This window comes from Marivita sp. NO-S04, assembly GCF_059070475.1.
In genome coordinates, this window is sequence record NZ_CM180980.1 from 1,644,910 (window position 1) to 1,666,090 (window position 21,181).

Annotated in this window: 19 protein-coding genes; 4 read left to right on the forward strand and 15 right to left on the reverse strand. The window is 59.0% G+C overall.

Features of this window, described 5'->3' with window-relative positions; translation table 11 throughout:
- Window positions 1–59: 59 nt before the first annotated feature.
- On the reverse strand, window positions 60–971 hold the full coding sequence (locus tag ACK3EW_RS08670; protein WP_493809711.1) for an MBL fold metallo-hydrolase: 912 nt from the start codon (window positions 969–971) through the stop codon (window positions 60–62).
- 92 nt (window positions 972–1,063) lie between these two features.
- Between ACK3EW_RS08670 and ACK3EW_RS08675 the strand changes: the two genes are divergently transcribed.
- On the forward strand, window positions 1,064–2,362 hold the full coding sequence (locus ACK3EW_RS08675) for an ATP-binding protein (protein WP_493809244.1): 1,299 nt from the start codon (window positions 1,064–1,066) through the stop codon (window positions 2,360–2,362).
- Window positions 2,363–2,611: 249 nt separating this feature from the next.
- Window positions 2,612–2,974, forward strand: a complete 363-nt coding sequence (locus ACK3EW_RS08680; RefSeq protein WP_493809245.1) for an acyl-CoA thioesterase — start codon at window positions 2,612–2,614, stop codon at window positions 2,972–2,974.
- A gap of 3 nt (window positions 2,975–2,977) precedes the next feature.
- On the opposite strand, the gene ACK3EW_RS08685 is transcribed toward ACK3EW_RS08680, so the two are convergent.
- The 9 genes from ACK3EW_RS08685 to ACK3EW_RS08725 form a co-directional block, all read right to left on the reverse strand.
- Entirely contained in the window at window positions 2,978–5,188 is a 2,211-nt protein-coding gene (locus tag ACK3EW_RS08685) for a PAS domain-containing hybrid sensor histidine kinase/response regulator (RefSeq protein ID WP_493809246.1), read from the reverse strand.
- Entirely contained in the window at window positions 5,175–6,371 is a 1,197-nt protein-coding gene (locus ACK3EW_RS08690) for an FIST N-terminal domain-containing protein (protein ID WP_493809247.1), read from the reverse strand. Before ACK3EW_RS08690 ends, ACK3EW_RS08685 begins: the two co-directional genes overlap by 14 nt.
- A 42-nt stretch (window positions 6,372–6,413) precedes the next feature.
- Window positions 6,414–7,097, reverse strand: coding sequence for a response regulator (locus ACK3EW_RS08695; RefSeq protein WP_439120994.1), 684 nt, complete (start codon window positions 7,095–7,097; stop codon window positions 6,414–6,416).
- Between the two features lie 121 nt (window positions 7,098–7,218).
- Window positions 7,219–8,508: a branched-chain amino acid ABC transporter permease gene (locus ACK3EW_RS08700; protein ID WP_085630842.1), complete on the reverse strand. Its 1,290-nt coding sequence runs from the start codon at window positions 8,506–8,508 to the stop codon at window positions 7,219–7,221.
- Complete coding sequence (locus tag ACK3EW_RS08705; protein WP_493809248.1) at window positions 8,505–9,515, reverse strand: branched-chain amino acid ABC transporter permease; 1,011 nt, start codon at window positions 9,513–9,515, stop codon at window positions 8,505–8,507. Before ACK3EW_RS08705 ends, ACK3EW_RS08700 begins: the two co-directional genes overlap by 4 nt.
- Before the next feature lie 49 nt (window positions 9,516–9,564).
- On the reverse strand, window positions 9,565–9,963 hold the full coding sequence (locus ACK3EW_RS08710; RefSeq protein ID WP_493809249.1) for a hypothetical protein: 399 nt from the start codon (window positions 9,961–9,963) through the stop codon (window positions 9,565–9,567).
- 25 nt (window positions 9,964–9,988) lie between these two features.
- Complete coding sequence (locus tag ACK3EW_RS08715) at window positions 9,989–10,819, reverse strand: ABC transporter ATP-binding protein (protein ID WP_493809250.1); 831 nt, start codon at window positions 10,817–10,819, stop codon at window positions 9,989–9,991.
- Complete coding sequence (locus ACK3EW_RS08720; RefSeq protein WP_439120989.1) at window positions 10,816–11,595, reverse strand: ABC transporter ATP-binding protein; 780 nt, start codon at window positions 11,593–11,595, stop codon at window positions 10,816–10,818. The genes ACK3EW_RS08715 and ACK3EW_RS08720 overlap by 4 nt, the downstream gene beginning before the upstream one ends.
- 96 nt (window positions 11,596–11,691) lie before the next feature.
- A complete protein-coding gene (locus tag ACK3EW_RS08725; protein WP_493809251.1) occupies window positions 11,692–12,888 on the reverse strand; it encodes an ABC transporter substrate-binding protein in 1,197 nt (398 codons plus the stop codon).
- A gap of 254 nt (window positions 12,889–13,142) precedes the next feature.
- On the opposite strand from ACK3EW_RS08725, the gene ACK3EW_RS08730 reads away from it, so the two are divergent.
- Window positions 13,143–14,276 (forward strand): PQQ-dependent sugar dehydrogenase, encoded by a 1,134-nt coding sequence (locus tag ACK3EW_RS08730; RefSeq protein WP_493809252.1) that lies wholly within the window; start codon window positions 13,143–13,145, stop codon window positions 14,274–14,276.
- A 56-nt stretch (window positions 14,277–14,332) separates the two neighbouring features.
- On the opposite strand, the gene ACK3EW_RS08735 is transcribed toward ACK3EW_RS08730, so the two are convergent.
- The 5 genes from ACK3EW_RS08735 to ACK3EW_RS08755 form a co-directional block, all read right to left on the reverse strand.
- The gene (locus tag ACK3EW_RS08735) at window positions 14,333–15,394 is read right to left on the reverse strand and encodes a Hint domain-containing protein (RefSeq protein WP_493809253.1); all 1,062 of its coding nucleotides are present in this window, start codon (window positions 15,392–15,394) and stop codon (window positions 14,333–14,335) included.
- Between the two features lie 152 nt (window positions 15,395–15,546).
- The gene (locus ACK3EW_RS08740) at window positions 15,547–16,437 is read right to left on the reverse strand and encodes a cation diffusion facilitator family transporter (protein WP_085630830.1); all 891 of its coding nucleotides are present in this window, start codon (window positions 16,435–16,437) and stop codon (window positions 15,547–15,549) included.
- Window positions 16,438–16,582: 145 nt separating this feature from the next.
- Entirely contained in the window at window positions 16,583–17,032 is a 450-nt protein-coding gene (locus ACK3EW_RS08745; protein WP_493809254.1) for a DMT family transporter, read from the reverse strand.
- A gap of 205 nt (window positions 17,033–17,237) precedes the next feature.
- A complete protein-coding gene (locus ACK3EW_RS08750; RefSeq protein ID WP_493809255.1) occupies window positions 17,238–18,413 on the reverse strand; it encodes an ammonium transporter in 1,176 nt (391 codons plus the stop codon).
- 208 nt (window positions 18,414–18,621) lie between these two features.
- Window positions 18,622–19,626 carry a GlxA family transcriptional regulator gene (locus ACK3EW_RS08755; RefSeq protein ID WP_493809256.1) on the reverse strand — a complete coding sequence of 335 codons (1,005 nt, stop codon included), beginning with the start codon at window positions 19,624–19,626 and terminating at the stop codon, window positions 18,622–18,624.
- 168 nt (window positions 19,627–19,794) lie between these two features.
- On the opposite strand from ACK3EW_RS08755, the gene ACK3EW_RS08760 reads away from it, so the two are divergent.
- Window positions 19,795–21,165: a class II 3-deoxy-7-phosphoheptulonate synthase gene (locus ACK3EW_RS08760; protein ID WP_493809257.1), complete on the forward strand. Its 1,371-nt coding sequence runs from the start codon at window positions 19,795–19,797 to the stop codon at window positions 21,163–21,165.
- Window positions 21,166–21,181: the final 16 nt, after the last annotated feature.

Here is a 21,181-nt window from a genome sequence, read left to right on the forward strand (position 1 = left end):
GGTGTAGCAACAGTGTCGGACCACGTCCAGAGGGTTTTATGAAAAAAATGAAATCGCCGTCACGTCAGGGAAAAAAGCGCCTCGGCGTGGAGTGATCCTATCGGGGACACGATGTTTTTCCCATGCAGATCAATGAGATGCGCAAGGACGTTTCGTGTGGCCGCAGGAAGCAGTGCCGCCGGAGTGTCGGTGTAGATGCGCTTGGCGAGGGTGGCGCTCGTGGCGGGGCCGTCCTGTAGCGCCTCAAGCACGGCCGTTTCGCGCGACAGTCGGTGGCTGATCAACCAGTCCAGCCGCTCCGCAGGATCAAGGATCGGCGCACCATGCCCGGAATGAAACACGGACCAGTCTTGCGACCGCAACCGCCGACAGGATGCCATGAAGTCAGTCAGATCCCCATCTGGGGGAGACACCAAAGAACTGGCCCATCCCATCACCAGATCGCCGCAGAACAGTACGTCATTCCATGCAAAGCTGAGGTGGTTGCCGAAATGGCCGGGCGTGTGCAAGGCGCGCAGGGTCCATCCGTCGCCCGACACGGTTTCACCATCCGTAAGTTGGATGTCCGGGCTAAAATCGTGATCCACACCTTCACCACCGCCCATCAGGCCGGTTGCAGCGAGTTGCTGCATCACAGCGCTGCGTCCACCTGTGGCGTCCGAGAACGCGTAGATCGGCGCGTTTACTCTGTCCGCAAGAGCGCGGGCCACCGGCGAGTGATCAACATGAGCATGAGTGACAAGAATGGCGGAAACGCGTTCTTTCCCAATGGATTGCACAAGGGCGTTCAAGTGGTTTTCGTCGGATGGACCAGGATCGATGATCGCAAGATCGCCGTCACCGACCAAATATGTGTTGGTGCCTCGAAAGGTCATGGGCGACGGGTTCGGCGCCAGCACGCGGCGTAGACCGGGGGCAAGCCACTCGGCAATGCCCGGTTCGGGCTGAAAGTCGGGTTGGGGATCCTGCATCATGACCTGACAGCATCAGGGCGCACCGGGAAATGCAATCCCTGTCGCGCCCGGACATTCCGTTTTGCCCATAGCTGGAGTAGCGTCGCAGCATGACATTCGATTGGCTCAAACGCTACATGCCCCGAGGCCTTTACGGGCGCGCCGCTCTGATCCTGCTGCTGCCCGTCGTGGCGTTGCAGCTGGTGGTCTCTGTGGTGTTTGTCCAACGGCATTTCGAAGGCGTCACCGAACAGATGACCCGCGAGGTCGCCCGGCAGATAAACACCTCGCTTGATCCACAATGGGTGGATGATCCGGGGATCGCCAGAGCGCTGCGTCTCGATTTTCTGCCGACGGAACCGGACGCCTTGCCTTCGCAGGATCTGCGGCGGTGGTATGACTTTTCGGGGATCGTGGTGATCCGCACGCTGCGCTCCTATGTGATCGGGTTCGAACGGGCGCATTTGGTCGATGATTGGACGGTTCTGGTCTGGGTGCAGCGCGGCGACGATCCTCTGGTTCTGATCGAATTCGACCGAGAACGGGCGTCTGCGTCCAATCCGCACCAGCTTTTGGTGAACATGGTCGTCTTTGGCGCGGTGCTGACGGTCATCGCTTACCTCTACCTGCGCAATCAGTTGCGGCCGATCACCCGGCTTGCCGGCGCCGCCGAGGCGTTCGGGCGCGGGCGGCATGTACCGTATTCACCGTCCGGTGCGGTCGAGGTTCGGGCGGCGGGGCATGCATTTTTAGACATGCGCGCTCGCATTGAACGGCAGATCGAACAGCGCACCATGATGCTGTCGGGGATCAGTCACGATCTGCGCACGCCGCTCACCCGCTTGCGACTGGCGGTGTCGATGCTCGATGACGAAGATCGCGAGCCGCTTGAGCGCGATATCGACGACATGCAGCGCTTGATTGACGCGTTTCTGGATTTCGCGCGCGGCAATGCAGACAGCGCCCAGCCCGAACCCACTGACATTCCTGATTTTGTTCAGCAAGTCGTTGAGGATTGCGGGCGCAGCGGCGTGCCGGTGAAACTGGTCGAAGCGACGGGAACCGGGCAGGTGATGCTGCGTCAGATGGCGATCCGGCGTGCGGTGGAAAACCTCATAAATAATGCCGAGCGTTATGGATCGCGTTGCGAAGTGTCCGTGGCCTTGACCGACAAGTCTTTGCGCATCCGGATCGAAGATGATGGCCCCGGTATCGCCACCGACCAGCGCGATGTGGCACTGCGCCCTTTCGTACGGCTGGACCCGGCCCGCAATCAGGACAAGGGATCAGGTGTCGGGCTGGGTCTGGCAATCGCCGCTGACATTGCGCGTGCGCATGGTGGTGTGCTGCGTTTAGGTGAAAGCGAGACGATGGGCGGCTTGAGGGCGGATATCGTCATCGGTCGTTGAAACGGGCCAGAGCAGGCCGGTCTACGACCTTAGTCGCGCCATCAAATTGAGCGGCAGTGACAAAAAAAGTTGAAAAGTTCATCGTTGTTCTGGAATACAGTGGGATACCGTATGCGCAGTTTGCCCGAAACGGACCCAAAAAGACGAACACAGGACGCCCCCGGAATGCCGGCTTATCAGTATGTTCACGATGTCATGCTTCGCGATTGCGAGCCTTCAGGCATCGTTTTTCTGCCCAGATACTTCGACATGGTTCATACCGTTATCGAAAATTGGCTCGATGAAGCGCTGGATTGGCCAATGAGCCAAATTCAGGGTAGCGATGGTCTGTCCTTGCCGTTTGTCAACATCAGCGCCGAATTCCCCGCGCCCAGCCGTCTGGGGGATCGACTGACATGGCGCCTGTCGGTGCGGGAACTGCGTCGGAGCAGCATGTGGCTGGAACTGAGCGCCACCACTGGTGCGGAAACACGTGTCACCATCACTGGCACTTTGGTCTTGTCCGAAGCCGTGGCCTTGCGCACCCGACGGTGGCCGGATGCAATTGCCGAACGGGTCAAGGATTACCTTGTCTCGCCCGACGCCAAGTCCGGAAAGAAAGTGGCAGAGTGACGGTCAGCTTGCGATTTCGCGGGCGGTACTGTGCAGAAAGTCGATCAGCTTGGTTCTGTCCAGCGGCTTGAGCAGAAGGTCGATCTCGAGTCGTTTCGTCTCTTGCCGCAATGTCGCAGAGCGCTCCGCAGATACGATAGCACAGGGCAGGCGACCCAGTCGGCGTGTCAGTTCTTCGAAAAGCTCGGTGCCGGATGCGCCGTCGCCCAACTGGTAATCCAGAAGTAACCCATCCGGGGTAATCTGCAGATCCTCCATCAGGTCCAGCGCGCTTTCCGCGTCTTCACTTTCGATCACGCTCACGCCCCAGCTTTCGATCAGGATCGACATGGCGCGTCGCAGTTGCGGGTCGTTTTCGACCAGCAGAATGATCAACCCGGATTTCAGCAGGCTCATCGCCGATGAATTGCGTGACTTCACTGGCATGTGCAACTGTGCCTGTCGGGCCAGCGGCACGTTCAGCATGAAACACGACCCGCGCCCGGGTTCTGACCACAGCCCCAGCGGATGACCCAGCCTTGCACAGGCACGCTCCACGATGGCCAGCCCAAGGCCCAGCCCGTCATTGTTGCTGGCCTTGGTATCAAGCCTGCGGAACTCTTCGAAAATTGTGTTTTGGTTTTCTTCGGCAATCCCCGGCCCGGTGTCCCAGACCTCGATCCGGACAGAGTCGCCGTTGCGCCGGGCGCCGACGATCACGCGACCCGTTTCGGTATAGCGTATGGCGTTGGTTAGCAGGTTCTGAACAATCCGGCGCAGGTAGGACGGATCGGATTCGACCACGTGCGAGCTGTCGACGATGCGCAGCACCAAACCTTTCTGGGCCGCCAGCATTTCCATCTCGTCGCGAAGGGGATCGAAAATCTCGCGTAGAGCGACCGGACGAATGTCGAAACTCAACCCGTCAGTTTCCAGTTTCGAGATGTTGAGCAATGCGTCGATGATCTGTTCGGCCGCGCCTAACGCGGTCTCGGCCTTGGCAAGCACGGCCTGTTCGTTTGGGGTTTCGATCTTGTCGGACAAGGACGCCATGAACAGTTTTGCCGCCGACAGGGGTTGCAACAGGTCATGGCTGGCTGCCGCCACAAAGCGCGACTTCGAAGCATTGGCCCGCTCTGCAGCACTCAGCGCGTCTTCCAACTCAAGTGTGCGCTCCATCACGCGCTGTTCGAGGATCTCGTTCAACTCGTAGAGTTTTTGCGCGGCCTCGCGTTCGGCCGTCACATCGGTGCACGAGATCACGAACCCCCGATCCGGCATGGCGCGCCCAAAGATGTGCAGAACGATGCTGTCTCCGCGCTGCACCTCAAAGGACACAGGCTGTCGCAGCCCATCTGACGTGGCCCAACGCCGGAACGACGACCGGTCGATGCCGCGCGTGAACTGGAATGTGTCATCCAGATCATCCAACAGCCCGGTAAATGACGCACCGATCCGCAATCGCCGCGCGGGGATCGATAGCAGGCTGCCCAGCTTTTGGTTCCATCCCACAAGCCGCGCGTTTTCGTCAAAGATGCACACGCCCTGGTTCAGGTGATCCAGCGTCGCACGGATCATCCGCGTCTGCTTGTCCCGCAGCTTGGCCTGTTCCTGACGTTCTACCCGCATGATGTCGGTGATGTCTGTCTGAAGCACCACGGTGCCGCCATTCGCGGTGCGGTGTTCCGAGACTTGCAGCCAACGATCATGCGTCAGTTGCACGTTGAACATCACCCGCCGGTCCTTGTGGCGCTGACGGCGCATCTTGGCCCAAGTGTTGCGGTCCTGATGATCTGGCAGATGCAGATATGCAGACCGGCTGACCCGGTCGACATAGCTGTCAAAAGCAAGACCGGGCTTGAGATCATCTGCCGTATCGCGGAAATCCCGGCAAAAGCGCGAGTTGCACATGACAAGGTCGTCATGTGGATCGAAAAGTGCGAAGCCTTCGGAAATGGTCTCGATCGCGTCGGCAAGGTTGCGCCGCGCCGCTTCGGTTTCCTGATTGGCGCGAGCAAGCTGGCCATTGGCGTCGTGCAGCAGGTCCAGCGTGCGTTCCAGCTCGAGCGTCCGCTCGCGCACACGCTTTTCGAGCAGGGCCGCACGTTCGAACTGTGCATAAGCCGCGCCGGAATGCGACACACCGTATTCGACGCGCCGCATCAGGCTGTCAGCGATCTTGAGCAATTTTTCGTTCTGTCGTTCCAGACTGTCTGTGGGATCAATCAGGGACACGGGTCGCCTCGTCGCTGGGGGGCGGGTAGATGGCCACACCCGTCAGGGTCTGGTTCACATGCAAGCCGCCGATCTGTTCTCCATAGGTCGAAAACCCAACGACATGGTGCGCGCTCAGAACATCTGACACCGCCCGGGTTTTCTGCAAACGCCCGGCTTCGATCCGGCGCAAGATACAATCGCAGCCAAGAATGAACTCGGGCTTGTCGTGTTTGCCCAAGTCGCTCAACCCACGGTCCAGATGGGCGACGATGTCATCATGGGTCGCCAGCGTCAGAACCATGCCTTCGTTGATGGCCGAAAAGAACACCAGATCGTGGTTTTCCTTGACCTGCTGGATTGCACGCACGTGATGGACATCGCCCAGCCGCACCACCACCGGGTGTTCGGCAAAGGTGAATTGGTCCAACTGGTGCGAATCCAGCCCGAGAAGTCGCGCGTATTCCAATGCTGCAGGCTCTGCGTTGATTTCATGCACAACGCGATCCTCGGGCGAGGCCGAGGTCACCACCATCCGCTGCTCGGTCGGAACCAGGTGATCCAGGCTGAACACACGTACGGGGCGGTCACAGCGCACCACCACCACGATCGCCGCGTTGCGCATCACTTCGCCATTTCGGGCAAGCCATGTCTGGCCGAACCGCGTACCATCGCCGGAGGAGCCCCCGAACAGCGGCGTCGGACCAAGGCCTGCCGACAGGAATGCGGTCAACTGCTCTTCCCGAAGGCTCAACCCGTCGACCATGAGGAACGCGAATTCCGACGTCCAGTCAGGGGTCTTCTGCGTCAGCGACAGCCGGGCTTCGATCAATGCATCGGCGACCGATTGCTCTTCGATTTCGTCAAGCTTTTCAATAGAGTATGTGATTGTTTTAAAGTGATTTTTGCGAAACGCTACGGCAATGATCTGATCGTCTTCGTACCCGGCACGGCCAATTTCCCCCGCCGTGGTGCATGCCAAAACATCTGCGCCCCCAAAGAGGTGCGCAGTGGTGGCCACCAGTTCTGCGAAATCCGCCTCCGGAGACACAAACAGACAAACAAGCTCGAAAGGTCCCGGTCCGAGTTGTTTGGCTATTTGGTCTGCGGGGTCGGGATCATCACAGCGCACTTGCGCGACTGAAATGACCTCTTTGGTGGTCTCAGAACGTTCGGCCTCAGGAAATACCCGGCTTCCTTCCACTCTTTGGTTCCCAAGTGTTGGCTATCGGGGATGATAGAAGGATCAGACGTCGCTTGGCAAGACTCGGTTAAAGCGCGCCTCTTGGGCGATCAGCACAGCTTGGGTCCGGCTGTGCACGCCCAGCTTGCGCATGATCGCTGTGACATGGGCTTTGACGGTGGTCTCGGCAATGGACAGATCAAAGGCGATCTGCTTGTTCAGCTTGCCTTCGCAGATCAGGTTAAGGATGCGCGCCTGCTGATTGGTCAGTGACGCCAGCCGCGACAACGCCTCTTCCGGGGCGTCGCGATTGCTGTCCTGTCCTTGCGGATCAATATAGCCATCTGGCACAAACGACTGACCTTCGCGCACTGCGTCAAAGGCCCTTCGGAACACCGCGCGCTGCGAATGCTTGGGGACAAACCCGTTTGCGCCAGCCTTGAGTGCGTGGCTGATCATCCGGTTGTCGGCCATCGACGACACGATCAGGATTGTCGATTTCGGTGCCGCTGTCCGCAGCCGGACCAGCCCATCAAGGCCGTTCACGTCGGGCAGGTTCAGATCCAACAGGATCAGATCGAAATCCGCATCAGCAGCAACTTTGGCGAGGGCCGCATCCATTGTCCCGGCCGTCTGGATTTCAGAGAAGTCGGCGATGGAGCGCAGGGTGAGCATGAGTGCGTCGCAGAACAGGGGATGGTCATCCACCACCAATGCGTTCAGCTCGGCTATCGGAATATCTCGCATGGTTCTGCTCTCTTCTGTCGTCCTTTCGGCAGACGCGGCGACCCTCTGCCTGTCACATCAGAGTAAGGACTTCTGCCCGCGCCGTCTCTTGCCGAAAGGTCTCATACGGCGCGGGTCGATTTCAACGTTCCGGCAACAGGCCTCTGGGGTTCAGTCGCAGCACCAAAAGCAGGATGATCCCCATGGTCAGCAGGCGCATATGCTGCACGCTGTCAAGAAGATGTGCCTTAAGCCAGGACCCATCCGCCATACCCGCCGTGATCAGCGACATCAGAAGATGCCCCATCGGTTCTACCTGCACCCAAAGGAACCAGATCAGGAACCCACCCAAGACCGCACCAAGGTTGTTGCCGGAACCGCCAACAATCACCATCACCCAGATCAGGAACGTATAGCGCAATGGTTGGTAGCTGCCCGGCGTCAACTGCCCGTCCAGCGTGGTCATCATTGCGCCTGCCACGCCGCAGATGGCCGAGCCGAGAATGAACACCTGCAAATGGCGCGCGGTCACATCCTTGCCCATAGCGCGAGCGGCGGTCTCGTTGTCGCGGATCGCGCGCATCATCCGGCCCCACGGGCTGTTCAACGCAAGCTGCGACAGCACAAGCAGCACGATCAGGACGGCGGCAAACAGCAAGCCGTACTCGATCTTCACGTAGATCGTCGATGCTGTGGTCGCATCCAGCCCGAAACCGGCGGCGCGCTCCACAAAGGCGGGATCGTTCTGCAGATCCACTTCGTAAGGCACCGGGCGGGGCAGGCCGATGACGTTCTTCACACCCCGCGCCAGCCAATCTTCGTTCTTCAGGATTGCGATGACGATCTCGGCAATCCCCAGTGTCGCGATGGCGAGGTAGTCAGACCGCAAGCCCAGCGCCGTCTTGCCGATCACATAGGCGGCGCCCGCCGCCAGAACTCCGCCCACAGGCCACGCCAGCAACACCGGCAGACCTAACCCGCCCAAGTATCCCGCCAACGCCGGATCAACCGCCTCGACCGCCTCGACCGAAGGGTCGAGTACCATTCGGTAGATCACCATCCCGATCAGCAATACGCCCGCCGTGCCCCAGCCGCGCAGTTTGCCCGATGTGCGCGCCCAGACCAGCACCGCCGCCACGATGGTTGCCGCACCCAACACGAGGCCCAACAAGATACCACCGCCACCGGCTTGCCATGCCGCACCCACTGGCGGCATTGAAATCAGCACAACCGCCAAGCCGCCAAGCGCCACAAATCCCATGACACCTACGTTGAACAGCCCCGCCAGACCCCATTGCAGGTTCACCCCCAGCGCCATCACGGCGCTGATCAGCCCCATGTTCAGGATCAGCAGTGCCGAGTTCCAGCTTTGCAAAAATCCGGTTCCCAAAATGAGACAGGCCACAGCCCCGAAAAGCAGAACGGTTCTCATATCGATTTCCCCCGGAACAGACCGGTCGGTCGGAACAGCAACACGATCACAAGGATCACAAAGCTGACTGCGAACTTGTATTCGGTGCTCAGGATCTGCACCAAGCCTTCGGGCTCAAGGGCAGGGAGCATCATATACACCAGCACCTTTTTCCAAGCATAGGTGATCCCCACCTCGGAAAAGGCGATCACGAAGCCGCCGGCGATGGCCCCCAGCGGATTGCCAAGCCCTCCGACGATGGCGGCGGCAAAGATCGGCAACAATAGCTGGAAATAGGTGAACGCCTTGAACGACTTGTCGAGGCCGTAAAGCACGCCCGCCACCGTCGCCAATGACGCCACGATCAGCCATGTCACCAGCACCACGCGCTCGGGGTTGATGCCCGACAGGAGCGCCAGATCCTCGTTGTCGGAAAACGCGCGCATCGACTTGCCCGTGCGCGTCTTGTTCAAAAACCAGAACAGCGCCGCCACCACGGCAATCGCGGTGATAACAGTGATCACCTGCGTTGTGCGCAGTGCCAGACCTTCCTCAAGCCCCGTCATGTCACGGAAGGTTCGGGCAGAAATCACGAACCGCTCGCCATCCGCAAAACGGTAATCGTCAGGGCCAATAATGATGCGCGTCAGACCGTTGTAGATAAACATCACGCCCATAGACACGATGACCAAGATCACCGGTTTGGCCTTCTGCGCGCGGTAGAATTTATAGACATACTTGTCCGTCAACAGCACCAGTGCCGTCGCCCCCAAGATGCCGACCGGAATCGCAAGCAGGGCTGTGGGCAACGGCCTCAGACTGACCCCCATGGCTTGCAATCCCCAAGTCGCGAGCACCGTGACCATAGTGCCCACAGCCATCGTGTCGCCATGAGCGAAGTTCGAGAACCTCAGGATGCCGTAGATCAGCGTCACCCCCAACGCCCCCAGCGCCAACTGGCTGCCATAAGCAATCGCCGGGATCAGCACGAAATTGGCCAGCGCCACAAAGCCGTTCAGCAGGTCCATGAGGTGGTCTCCTTGCGGGGTATGTCGTGGAATGCCATATCACCCGGCTTCATTGCGATGCGCCCCCGGTGACCGCTTCACGAAAAGCGTCGTCGCAGTCAGCGGCTTCTTCGGCGCTTTCTTTGCCCAGCGGCTGTACTCTGATCATCTCGTCTCCGCTGGCGCGGAGCACGACGTTCAGCACAAACCCTGCTTCGGGCGACACCGCGACCAGTGCGTGATCTCCGAAAGCCTGCTGGATTTGCGCGAGCAGCACCACATCCACCCCGTCCATCCGCAGTACCGCCTGACCGGTTTCGGTTATAGAGGTCAGGGTAATCTCCCAACTCTCTGACTTGCAGGTCTGAGCGGCGTCTGTCGATTGTGCGGCCACCGGCAGGGCAAGCATCATGCTGATGCATATCGCGGCGCTCAGACGTCCAGACTTCTTCTTTTCAAAAATATGCAAATTCCACATCTCCAAGCGCGCCCCGTCAGCCACCAAGGAACGACCGGCGCACATCGGGATCTGCAAGCAAATCCTTGCCGGTCCCCGAATAGCCGTTCGCGCCTTGCACCAAGACATAACTTTTATCAGCAATTTCAAGTGCTTGTCGGGCATTCTGTTCCACCATCAAGATCGAGATCCCGGTGCGGGCGACCTCGATAATGCGGTCAAACAATTCGTCCATCACGATGGGCGACACACCCGCTGTTGGCTCGTCCAGCATCAGCACTTTGGGTTGGGTCATCAACGCTCGTCCCACGGCAACCTGCTGGCGCTGACCGCCGGACAATTCGCCCGCCGCCTGATGACGCTTTTCGTGCAGGATCGGGAACAGCTCGTAGACCTGCTCCATCGTTCTGCGGAAATCGTCCTCGCGGATAAAGGCTCCCATCTCGAGATTCTCTTCCACCGTCATCGACGTGAAGATGTTGGATGTCTGCGGCACAAAGCCCATGCCATAGCGCACCCGCGCCTGTGGTGTGAGTTGGGTGATGTCCTCGCCATCCAGCAGGACGCGACCTTCGCGCAGGTCCAGCATTCCAAACACCGCCTTCATCGCGGTCGATTTGCCGGCACCATTAGGGCCAACGATCACCGCGATCTCGCCTTTCTCCACCGCGATGGTGCAGCCGTGTAGGATGTCGGGGCCAGTCTTGCCGTATCCACCGGTCATGTTCTCGCCGATCAGGAAGGGCCCGCCGCCACCCGGCATGGCGCGCACCTGCGTGCCCGAAGCGGTTAAAGTGCCAGCCCCGTGCGGATTGGTGATCGACGCGTCCTTGTTTCCGCGGTCGTCCTGATACGGGTTGCCGCTCATCCGACCGCTTCCTTGTTTTTCAGACCGGTGCCCAGATAGGCTTCGATCACGCGTTCGTCCGCTTTGATCTCGTCAATTGTGCCCTTCGACAGCACCTTGCCCTCGGCCATGACGATCACCGGATCACACAGCCGACCGATGAAATCCATGTCGTGTTCGATCATGCAGAACGTATAGCCGCGTTCCTTGTTAAGCCGGATGATCGCGTCTCCAATGGTATTGAGCAGGGTGCGGTTCACACCTGCACCGACCTCGTCCAGAAAGACGATGCGCGCATCCACCATCATGGTGCGGCCCAGCTCCAGCAGTTTCTTCTGACCGCCAGACACCTGACCCGCCTTGTGGTCGGCCAGATGTTCGATGGTCAGGAATTCAAGCACCTCGTCTGCCTTGGCCCGCAGCGCGCGTTCTTCATCCGCGATCCGCTTGCGCCCGAACCATGTGTTCCAGAGCGTTTCACCCGTCTGTCCGCCCGGCACCATCATAAGGTTCTCGCGGCAGGACATGGAACTGAACTCATGCGCGATCTGGAACGTGCGCAGCAGCCCTTTGTGAAACAGCGTGTGCGGCGGCAGTCCGGTGATGTCCTCACCGGCCATGAAAACCTGCCCGGAGGTTGGTGGAAGAACGCCCGCCACCACGTTGAAAAGCGTGGTTTTTCCCGCTCCGTTTGGGCCGACAAGGCCAGTGATGGAGCCGGTCTCGATTTCGAGAGTAGCGCCATCAACGGCTCGGAAACCGCCGAAATGGCGGTGAAGGTTTTTCACCTCGATCATCGTCAATCCCTGTGGCGGTGTTGTCGGGCCCGCCTTTTATAGTGAAACGGCGCGAGATAACTCCCGCGCCGCTTGGTGTTGGTTGCCAAAGACGGCTTAGCGGTAGCCGACAACCGTCAACGCGCCGCCTTCGACAGTGAATTCCGCATAGGAACCCGCCGCTTCACCCGGCTCGACCAGTTCGACGCCTGTGGCGCCTTGGTAGTCGACGTCGCCGCCCGCCGCGAGGATGTCGATCGCCTTGCCCAACTCACCCGGCAGGATCTGCTCGCCCGGTGCGTTTGCGATGTCGAAGATTTTGGACTGGTAGTCGCCCGGCTCTTTCGATCCTGCGGCGGCCATCGCCAGAAGCATCAGCGCGGCTGCATCGTAGGATTCACCCGCATAGACCGATGTACCATCGATCCCGGCAGCCGTTGCCATTTCTGCGAAAATCGCAGCGCCCGCATTGTCTGAACCCGGCGCTGTGCCGATCATGCCGGCGATATCGTCACCAAACCGTTCGACCAGCGAGTCGCCGATCATGCCGTCGCCCATGGCGAACATGTCGAATGCACCCGTGTCGAGCGCGCCTTGAATGACGCCTGCGCCACCCTGATCGACATACCCCAGCACGACAAGAGCGTCGCCACCGGCAGACGCCAAAGCACCGACTTCAGCCGAGTAATCCGCCTTGCCGTCTTCATGCGGCGCGGACAAGGTCACCGACCCGCCAGCCGCTTCGTAGGCGGCCTGAAACGCGTCGGCAAAGCCCTTGCCATAGTCGTTGTTGGTGTAGGTTACAGCGGCACTTGTGATGCCCTTTTCGATCATGATCCCGGCCAGCACGGCACCTTGACGCGCATCTGAGGGTGCGGTGCGGAAGAACAGACCATTGTCCTCGGCTGCCGACAGCGCGGGCGAGGTGGCGGAGGGCGAAATCATGACCATGCCGTTGGGCACAGACACGTTGGCCAGAACCGCGCCGGTCACACCGGAGCAATCGGGGCCCATCATCGCGCTGATGCCGTCGGACGTGATCAAACGCTCGGCGGCTGCAGTTGCGGCGGCGCTGTCGACGCAGGTCGAATCCGCACGCACGGCGGACACGGTTGCACCGCCCAGCAGCTTGCCGCTTTCGGACACTTCGGTAATCGCCATTTCGGCACCGGCCGCCATAGCAGGTGTCAGGGATTCAATCGGGCCAGTGAAGCCCAGGATGATACCCATCTTGATTTCATTGGAATGGCTCGCTGCAAAGGCCGAACCCGCCATCAACGCGCCAGCCGCTGTGGCTGTCAGAAACTTTTTCATAATTATTCTCCCGTGTTGGAACATCGCTGTGTTCTCGCAAAGACGATATTCAGATGCTGTGGAAAAGAAAAGGCCTCACGCATTGCAAGGTGCTCGGTGCGCCGCCCACGTTTTCAACAACTTAGGGTTTGAGGTTGGGACATTTCGAATCTTTTTCCGCCATCCAGCATCCGCTCACGACTTCGTAAGTGCAGTTGCCGCAAGGGCAGATGCACTTATTTCAGACGATAGATGTGACGAATGGAGTTCTGCCCATGACCGCCCTGCGCCGCCTTACACTTTCAGTGTCTTTGTTGATGTCGTCCGCAGCACTTGCCCCGGCCATGGCGCAAGTCACGTCGGAAACGATCCAGACCAGTGCCGGCCAGATGCAGGTCTCGGCAGTGGTGACCGGGCTCGACGAGCCTTGGGCGTTTGGCTTTTTGCCAGAGGGTAAAATCGTTGTGACCGAACGCGACGGTCGCGTTTTGCTCGTCACGCCGGGTGCGGGTGTCGTGACGCTGCGCACGCCGCCCGAAGTGGATGTGGACGGGCAGGGCGGCTTGCTTGACGTGCTTGTGCCCCGTGATTTCGCGCAAAGCCGCACGCTGTTCTTCACCCATGCCAAACGGCAAGGTCGTGGCAGCGGCACGGCGGTGACCAAGGCAGTGCTCAATTCCGATGGCACGGCACTTACTGATCACGAGACGATTTTCGAAATCGCGCCCGGGTCGAGCGGGGGGCGACATTTCGGCTCGCGCATCGTGGAGGCGCGAGACGGGACATTGTTCATCACGGTCGGCGATCGTGGGTCTGATGACACAGCACAGGATCGCAGCCTGCACAACGGATCGGTCTTACGCATTACAAAGACCGGTGCGGTGCCTTCGGACAATCCGTTCGTGAACACGGCAGGCGTTCAGCCCGAGATCTGGTCCTACGGTCATCGCAACCCGCAGGGCGCGGCGATGGACAGTAACGGTCAGCTTTGGGTCACCGAACATGGCGCACGCGGCGGGGATGAAGTGAACCGCATCCAGAAAGGCGCGAATTTCGGCTGGCCGGTGATCTCTTATGGCACGCATTACTCGGGCCGCAGCATCGGCGAGGGCACGTCCATGCCCGGTATGGAGCAGCCAGTGACCTACTGGGATCCATCCATGGCGCCGTCTGGGCTGACCTTCTACAACGATGGTCCGATCCGGGGATGGTCAGGCGACATGTTCGCAGGATCACTAAAGTTCGACTACATTTCCCGCCTCGAAGGCGCGCCGCTACAGGAGGTCGAACAGATCCAAGGGGACAGCACCCAGCGCGTCCGCGATGTCCGCCAAGGCCCGGATGGGGCACTCTGGTTCCTGAGCGTGGGCAACGGTGCCCTGTATCGGATGTCATCTTTCGGGACATAAGCGTCCCAACCAGTCAAGCACGATAAGAACTTCGCGGCTCAGTCGCGTTTAAAGTTCTATTTTCGGGTCTTAGACGTATTAAGGTCTCTGTTGTTCTTATTGTGCCGCCGCGCAAGGCTTCGACCTTTTGAGCCGGTCGCAAAGGGGCGGACTTTAGGGAAAGCAAAGGACTGCTCTGGATCGTCGGCAATCGGCACTTCAGGCGACATTGCGATTTGTCGTAATGTCTTCAGCGCTTCGGGACCTGGGTAAAGGCTTTCGCACAACGCGCCATTTGCATAGATGATATCATGCTTGTCGAGCATGAGGTGATGATAGGTCAACGGGATGAAAGAGGTACTTACACTGATCCCATCGAGGCCGACCAACTCCTTGGCCGGAACCAGCACTTCCTTGGTTCCAAACATGCGTTCGGCAATGCGCGACCTGACAAACACGCGATGTTGCTGAGAAACGTAAAGGTCACTCTCTGGCGTGCCATCACCAAGAGCGTCCTGTGCAATGCGCACGGGCCTTAGGTGTGGCTGGCCCATAAGTTGTGCTGATCCAACAGATCGGAACCCGGTCCAGACAATCTTTTGCGTGCCGCGATCCAGGGTGGAAATCAGGTCACCAATTTGCAGGTCTTCGATCCGCGTGGCCCCACCATCCGGGCGTCCGATCAGAGTGCCATTGGCAAAACACACCACGGAGACATTATTGTCTGTTGTGGATTGTATGGCCGAGTCGTTCCCCGCGACATCTTCCAGGCTGCCCGTCCGGATTTCGGCGATATCCATGTCGCCATAGCTATCATTGGGAACGATGAAGTACCTGGTTTCTGTCCCGTTCGCGAGAGTCAGGAATGTAGCCGAAAGGTTGGCTTCGCTTTGCGGATTAAAGCTTCGGTTGGTGCCATCGGTCAGAGTAAAACGGCCGCTGCTCAACGGTTCCTGAATCAGCGTGATCGTGTAATTCACACCTCCAATGGTGACGAGATCGCCCTCGTCGAATTCACCATCGTCCAGCGAGGTGCCGACCATACCATCAACAACGCCGATGTAATTGCCCGCCGCCGCAGAATAGGTCGTGTCCGGACTAATGTTGGTAACCTCAATGAGGTCATAGATTGTGGCCATTGGCTATGTCTCATTATCGGAGTAATAGCTTGCGCGGGTATGCTCGCAAGACCTTCCGGATAACGACAAAAATTGACAGGAGTTTAGCGAATTCGCGGCAGTTTCGCCTCAGGTATAAATTGTTGGAGGCAATGGCGGCGATGCAGCTGGCTTCAGTCGAGAACGACAATCCCGGTGTGTTTCTGTTTGTGCTCCGGCTCAACATGGATCGTCACCCGGCTGTCGGGCACGGCCTTGCCAATGGCTGCTTCGATCCGGTCGCAAATCTCGTGCGCGTCGAACACGGTCATGTCCCCCGGCACCACAAGGTGAAACTCGACAAAAGTCACCTTTCCGGCATGGCGTGTGCGCAGATCATGCGCCTCGACCGCACCATGGGCCTTGTCAGAGATCGCCTCGCGGATCCGCGCCAACGTGGTTTCGGGCACCGCCTCGTCCATCAGGCCACTCAGCGACTCTTTCACCACCCGCGAGCCTGACCACAGGATGTTGACTGCCACAAGCGCTGCCATGATCGGGTCGAACAGCCACCAGCCAGTGGCGAAGGCGGCCAACACCCCCACGGCGACTCCGACCGAGGTCAGCACATCTGTCCACAGATGTTTGCCGTCTGCGACAAGGGCAGGGGATTTCAACCGTCGTCCCTGACGCACCAGCACCATGGCCCAAATCGCATTCAACGCGGTGGCTGCACCATTGATCAAAAGCCCCTCGATTGGAGCATCAAGCGCGCGCGGGGACAAGAAGCCCGCATAGGCTTCGCGCAGGATAAAGAGGGCTGCGATGATAATCATCACCCCCTCCAAGACCGCGCTGAAGAATTCGGCCTTGTGATGTCCGAACGGGTGATTTGCATCCGCAGGGCGCTGCGCCACACGGATGGCGATCAACGCAGCAAAGGCAGTGGTCAGGTTGACAGTGCTTTCCAACGCGTCGGACAAGAGCGCCACAGACCCGGTGATCCACCACGCCAGCGTCTTGAGCCCAAGCACAATAACTCCCACCAGCAAGCTTCCTACAGCGAGTTTGAGCGCGGTGGACATGGCGTTCCCCTTTGGATGGGGGCGCTTTACAGGGGGATGGCGGACCGCTCAACCCTCTGAATTTGCGGTTGATACTGACTTGCAATTGGAGCGCTGGAACATGCGTCGACGCATGTCCCGCTTTTCGTCGACGAAAAGCGTGGGGCTACTGGTTGGACAGAATGACCCCAGCCCCAACCAGACCTACGGCCAACAGGCGCGTGGGGTTGAGGTCGCGGGGTTGCAGGCCAAACCCACCGACCGCATCGATCATCAGTGCCGCAATGAGTTGTCCAAGGATCATGGCTGAAAACATCGTCACAACGCCCAAACGCGGCACTGCGAGGATCGCAGCAAGCACCCAAAGTGCGCCCAATGCGCCGCCGGAAAGCGCCCACCACGGGATCGAGTTCAGGGCGCTGAAATTTGGAGTCTCGGCTCCGCGTAGGACCGCGATGGCAGTCAAAATGATGAAACCAATCCCGAAAGATAAGGCTGCCGCAGCAACCGGATCGCCCAAGGCGCGCGCCAGAGCCGCGTTTGCCGGGGCCTGCATGGCCAAAGTGGCGCCAACAAGAATGATAGACAAAACAATATAAATTACAGCAAAAGACATTGAAAACCTCACAACAAAAACAGTGAAAAAACAGTCGGAAGAATAAATTTTTAATTCGCCTAAAATATCAGCGACGTGTCTCATCTTCAATCTCAAAATGTCTCAGCGTCAGTTTTTGAGCTGGATTTTCCTGAATATCCTTGTGCGAAATCCCGCGAAGAGAGGCATGGGCTGGCCTCTGCAGCCCATGCCTTTTGTGAGTCGGTCAGGTCAGAAGTTCGTATCCGCGTTGACCATGCAGCACCTTGTCGAGGCCCGAGTTCTCATGTTCCTCGGACACACGAATGCCCACGACACCTTTGCAGAAGAAGATCAGAACCAGTGTGACGCAGATCGTATAGGCTCCGACAATGGCGATACCACCGATCTGAGCCGTCCAATTCGCAATGCCCAAGGGAGCGATCATCATCGACCCGTAGACACCACCAACACCATGGACAGCGAACACATCCAGCGTGTCGTCGATACCGAACCGACGCAACAGATAGACCGCTTCTTGGCACATCATCCCGGCAATCGCTCCGATCAGCAACGCATAGGCCGGATCGACAAACCCGGCGGCCGGGGTAATTGCGGCAAGACCGGACAGGGTGCCTGTGACCATCCCAACCAGTGTGAACTTCCCGAATTTCACATATTCCCAGGCAAGCCATGAAAGTGATGATGCGGCACCGGCGATCAGGGTGACTGTCATTGCCATGGCCGCTGTCGGATCCGCAGCAAGTGCCGAGCCTCCGTTGAAGCCAAGCCATCCAACCCAGAGCATCGCAGCCCCCATCATCACGAGACCCGGGCTATGCGGGTTGCTTTTGGTGTTGAGCCGGGGCCCGATGACCATGGTAAGAACCAGCGCGGCCAATCCGGCGGTTTGATGCACGACCAGTCCTCCCGCGTAATCACGCACGCCAAGGTCGCCGAAAATGCCGCCGTCCGACAAAAATCCGCCACCCCACACCCAATGGGCCACAGGCGCATAGACCAGAAGCATCCAGAGACCTGAGAACAGCAAAACGAAACCGAATTTCACCCGTTCGGCGCAGGCGCCAAGAATGATAACCGGCGTGATGATCGCAAATGTCATCTGGAACGCGAAAAACAGGATCTCCGGCAAGGTGCCGACCATCGTGTCCAGCGTCACTCCATTCAGGAACAGCTTACCAAAGCCGCCCCAATAGCCATTGCCGTCGCCGTAAGCGATCGAATAGCCCGCAGCATACCACAAGACCACCATAAGGCAGGCCGTGGCAAAGCATTGCATGAACATGTTGACGACATTTCGTGCGCGCACCATTCCGCCGTAAAACAGCGTTAACCCCGGAATGGCCATGAAGAATACGAGTGTCGTAGCGACCAGAATCCAAACCATATCAGCCGAATTCATATTACACCTCCCAAATCGATAACAAACAACTACATCTGGTAGAATAATGGGCGGTGCTGCCTAGGGATATGGCAAATTGACCTTGGGTCAGCGTTATCCACAGATATTTCACATGTGGTTAAAGAGCCACCCGCAGGAGTCGGAACGACACTGTTGTGCCGCGCAGCTCTGCCGCAGTGATTGTCTCGTCAATGTCAGATCCGATGCTTCAGACGGATAGGCGCGAGGCATGCGCCCCACGTTCGCGGTAGGGCGTTGTTTCGTAATGTGCCCGGTAGCATTTCGAGAAATGCGAAGGCGATGCAAACCCGCAGGCAAGCGCGACGTTGATCACGCTCATGTCCGTTTGCATCAGCAGGTTGCGCGCCTTTTGCAGGCGCAGTTCCATGTAATAGCGCTTGGGGCTGCGGCTGAGGTAGCGGCGGAACAGACGCTCCAACTGACGTGTCGACATGCCGACCTGCTGCGCCAGAACCGACGGGCTGATCGGCTCTTCGATGTTCTGCTCCATCATCTGGATGACTTTGGACAGCTTCGGGTGGCGCACGCCGATGCGGGTCGGCACGGACAGACGTTGGGTATCCTGATCGGTACGGATTGAGTTGTAGATCAGCTGATCGGCCACAGCACCTGCCAGTTCTTCGCCGTGATCGTCGGCAATGATCTTGAGCATCAGGTCCACCGACGCTGTGCCGCCTGCGGTGGTGATGCGGCTGCCATCGACCACGAAGATCGACTTGGTCAGCATCACTTCGGGGAATTCCTCGGTAAAGCTGTCCTGATTTTCCCAATGGATCGTCGCGCGTTTGCCGTCCAGCAACCCAGCCAGCGCCAGAGAGTAGGCGGCGGTGCACAGACCACCGATCGACAGCCCGCGCCGGGCTTCGCGGCGCAGCCAGTTGATGACACGCTTGGTGGTGGCCTTCTGTACGTCGATCCCACCGCAGACGATGACGACATCGTCACGGTTCATTTCGATGAGGTCAGAATCCAGTCGGAACGACACACCCGCCGAACAAGTGATTTCTTCACCGCCTTCGCCGATAATGGTCCAATCGTAAAGTTTGCGGTTCGCCATCCGGTTTGCGATCCGTAACGACTCTACGGCTGCCGCAAAACACAGCATGGTGAATTCGGGCAGCAAGACAAAAGCAAACCGGCGCGGCCGGCTCGGGACGTGATCAAGTTCAACGGTCTGGCGTGTCGGTAGCATATTTCTCGGACCTTGGGCAGTGCTCTGCGGCACGTTGCAGGTCACAAGGTCAGAAGTGACGCCCGGGGTCAAGCGTTCGGGGGCGATTCCTTGCTGGTCAGACCGGGGCGGTTTCTGTATAGCGGGGCCGCTAACGCTAACTTACTTGGATTGACCGGAGTAGAGACGATGACCGAGTGGCAAAAATCAGGCTGGCGCGCGAAACCGCGGGTGCAGATGCCTGACTATACGGATGAGGCAAAGCTTGAGGCTGTCGAGGCCCAGCTGTCGAAGTATCCGCCGCTCGTATTTGCGGGCGAAGCGCGGAAGCTTAAAAAAGCTCTGGGTGCGGCGTCGCGCGGCGATGCGTTTTTGCTTCAGGGCGGAGATTGCGCCGAGGCGTTCGACCAGTTCAGCGCAAATGCGATCCGTGACACCTTCAAGGTGATGTTGCAGATGGCAATGGTTCTGACCTTCGGTGCCAAGGTGCCCGTGGTCAAGGTGGGCCGCATGGCGGGCCAGTTCGCCAAACCGCGTTCTGCGCCGACCGAGGTGGTGAACGGTCTGGAACTGCCCAGCTACCGTGGTGACATCATCAACGAGCTGGCGTTCACGCCCGAGGCGCGGATTCCCGATCCGGCCAAGATGCTGCAAGCGTATACACAGGCGGCAGCAACGCTGAACCTGCTTCGCGCCTTTTCGACCGGGGGCTATGCGGACGTGCATCAGGTGCACCAGTGGACCTTGGGCTTCACCGACCGTGAGGAATCTGAAAAGTACCGCGATATGGCCAACCGCATCAGCGATACGCTGGATTTCATGCGAGCTGCAGGGGTCGATAGCGATCGGGCGCACACTTTGGCGACTGTCGATTTCTACACCAGCCATGAATCACTTCTGCTGGAATACGAAGAGGCTCTGACCCGTCAGGATTCAACCTCTGGAAAATGGCTGGCTGGCTCGGGTCACATGATCTGGATCGGGGACCGCACCCGTCAGCCGGACGGCGCGCATGTGGAATTCGCACGCGGCGTATTGAACCCGGTGGGTCTCAAGTGTGGTCCCACGACCACCGCAGAAGATCTCAAGGTGCTGATGGCCAAGCTGAACCCCGAGAATGAGGCGGGCAAGCTGACCCTGATCGCGCGCTTTGGTGCGGGCAAAGTGGGCGAACATCTGCCGCGTCTGATCAAGACCGTGGCCGAAGAGGGTGCCAACGTCACTTGGGTCTGCGATCCGATGCATGGCAACACCATCAAGTCGTCCACCGGCTACAAGACCCGACCGTTCGATCTGGTCCTGCGCGAAGTGCGCGAGTTCTTCGCCATCCACAATGCCGAAGGCACCGTTCCCGGTGGTGTGCATTTCGAGATGACCGGTCAAGATGTGACCGAATGCACCGGAGGTGTCCGGGCGGTGAGCGAGGAAAACCTGAGCGACCGCTACCACACAGCCTGCGACCCGCGCCTTAACGCGTCTCAGTCGCTTGAACTGGCGTTCCTTGTGGCCGAAGAGCTGACATCACGTCGCGAGGCACAATTGGCCGCCAAAGCTGGCTGATCGGGTTTACCGATTT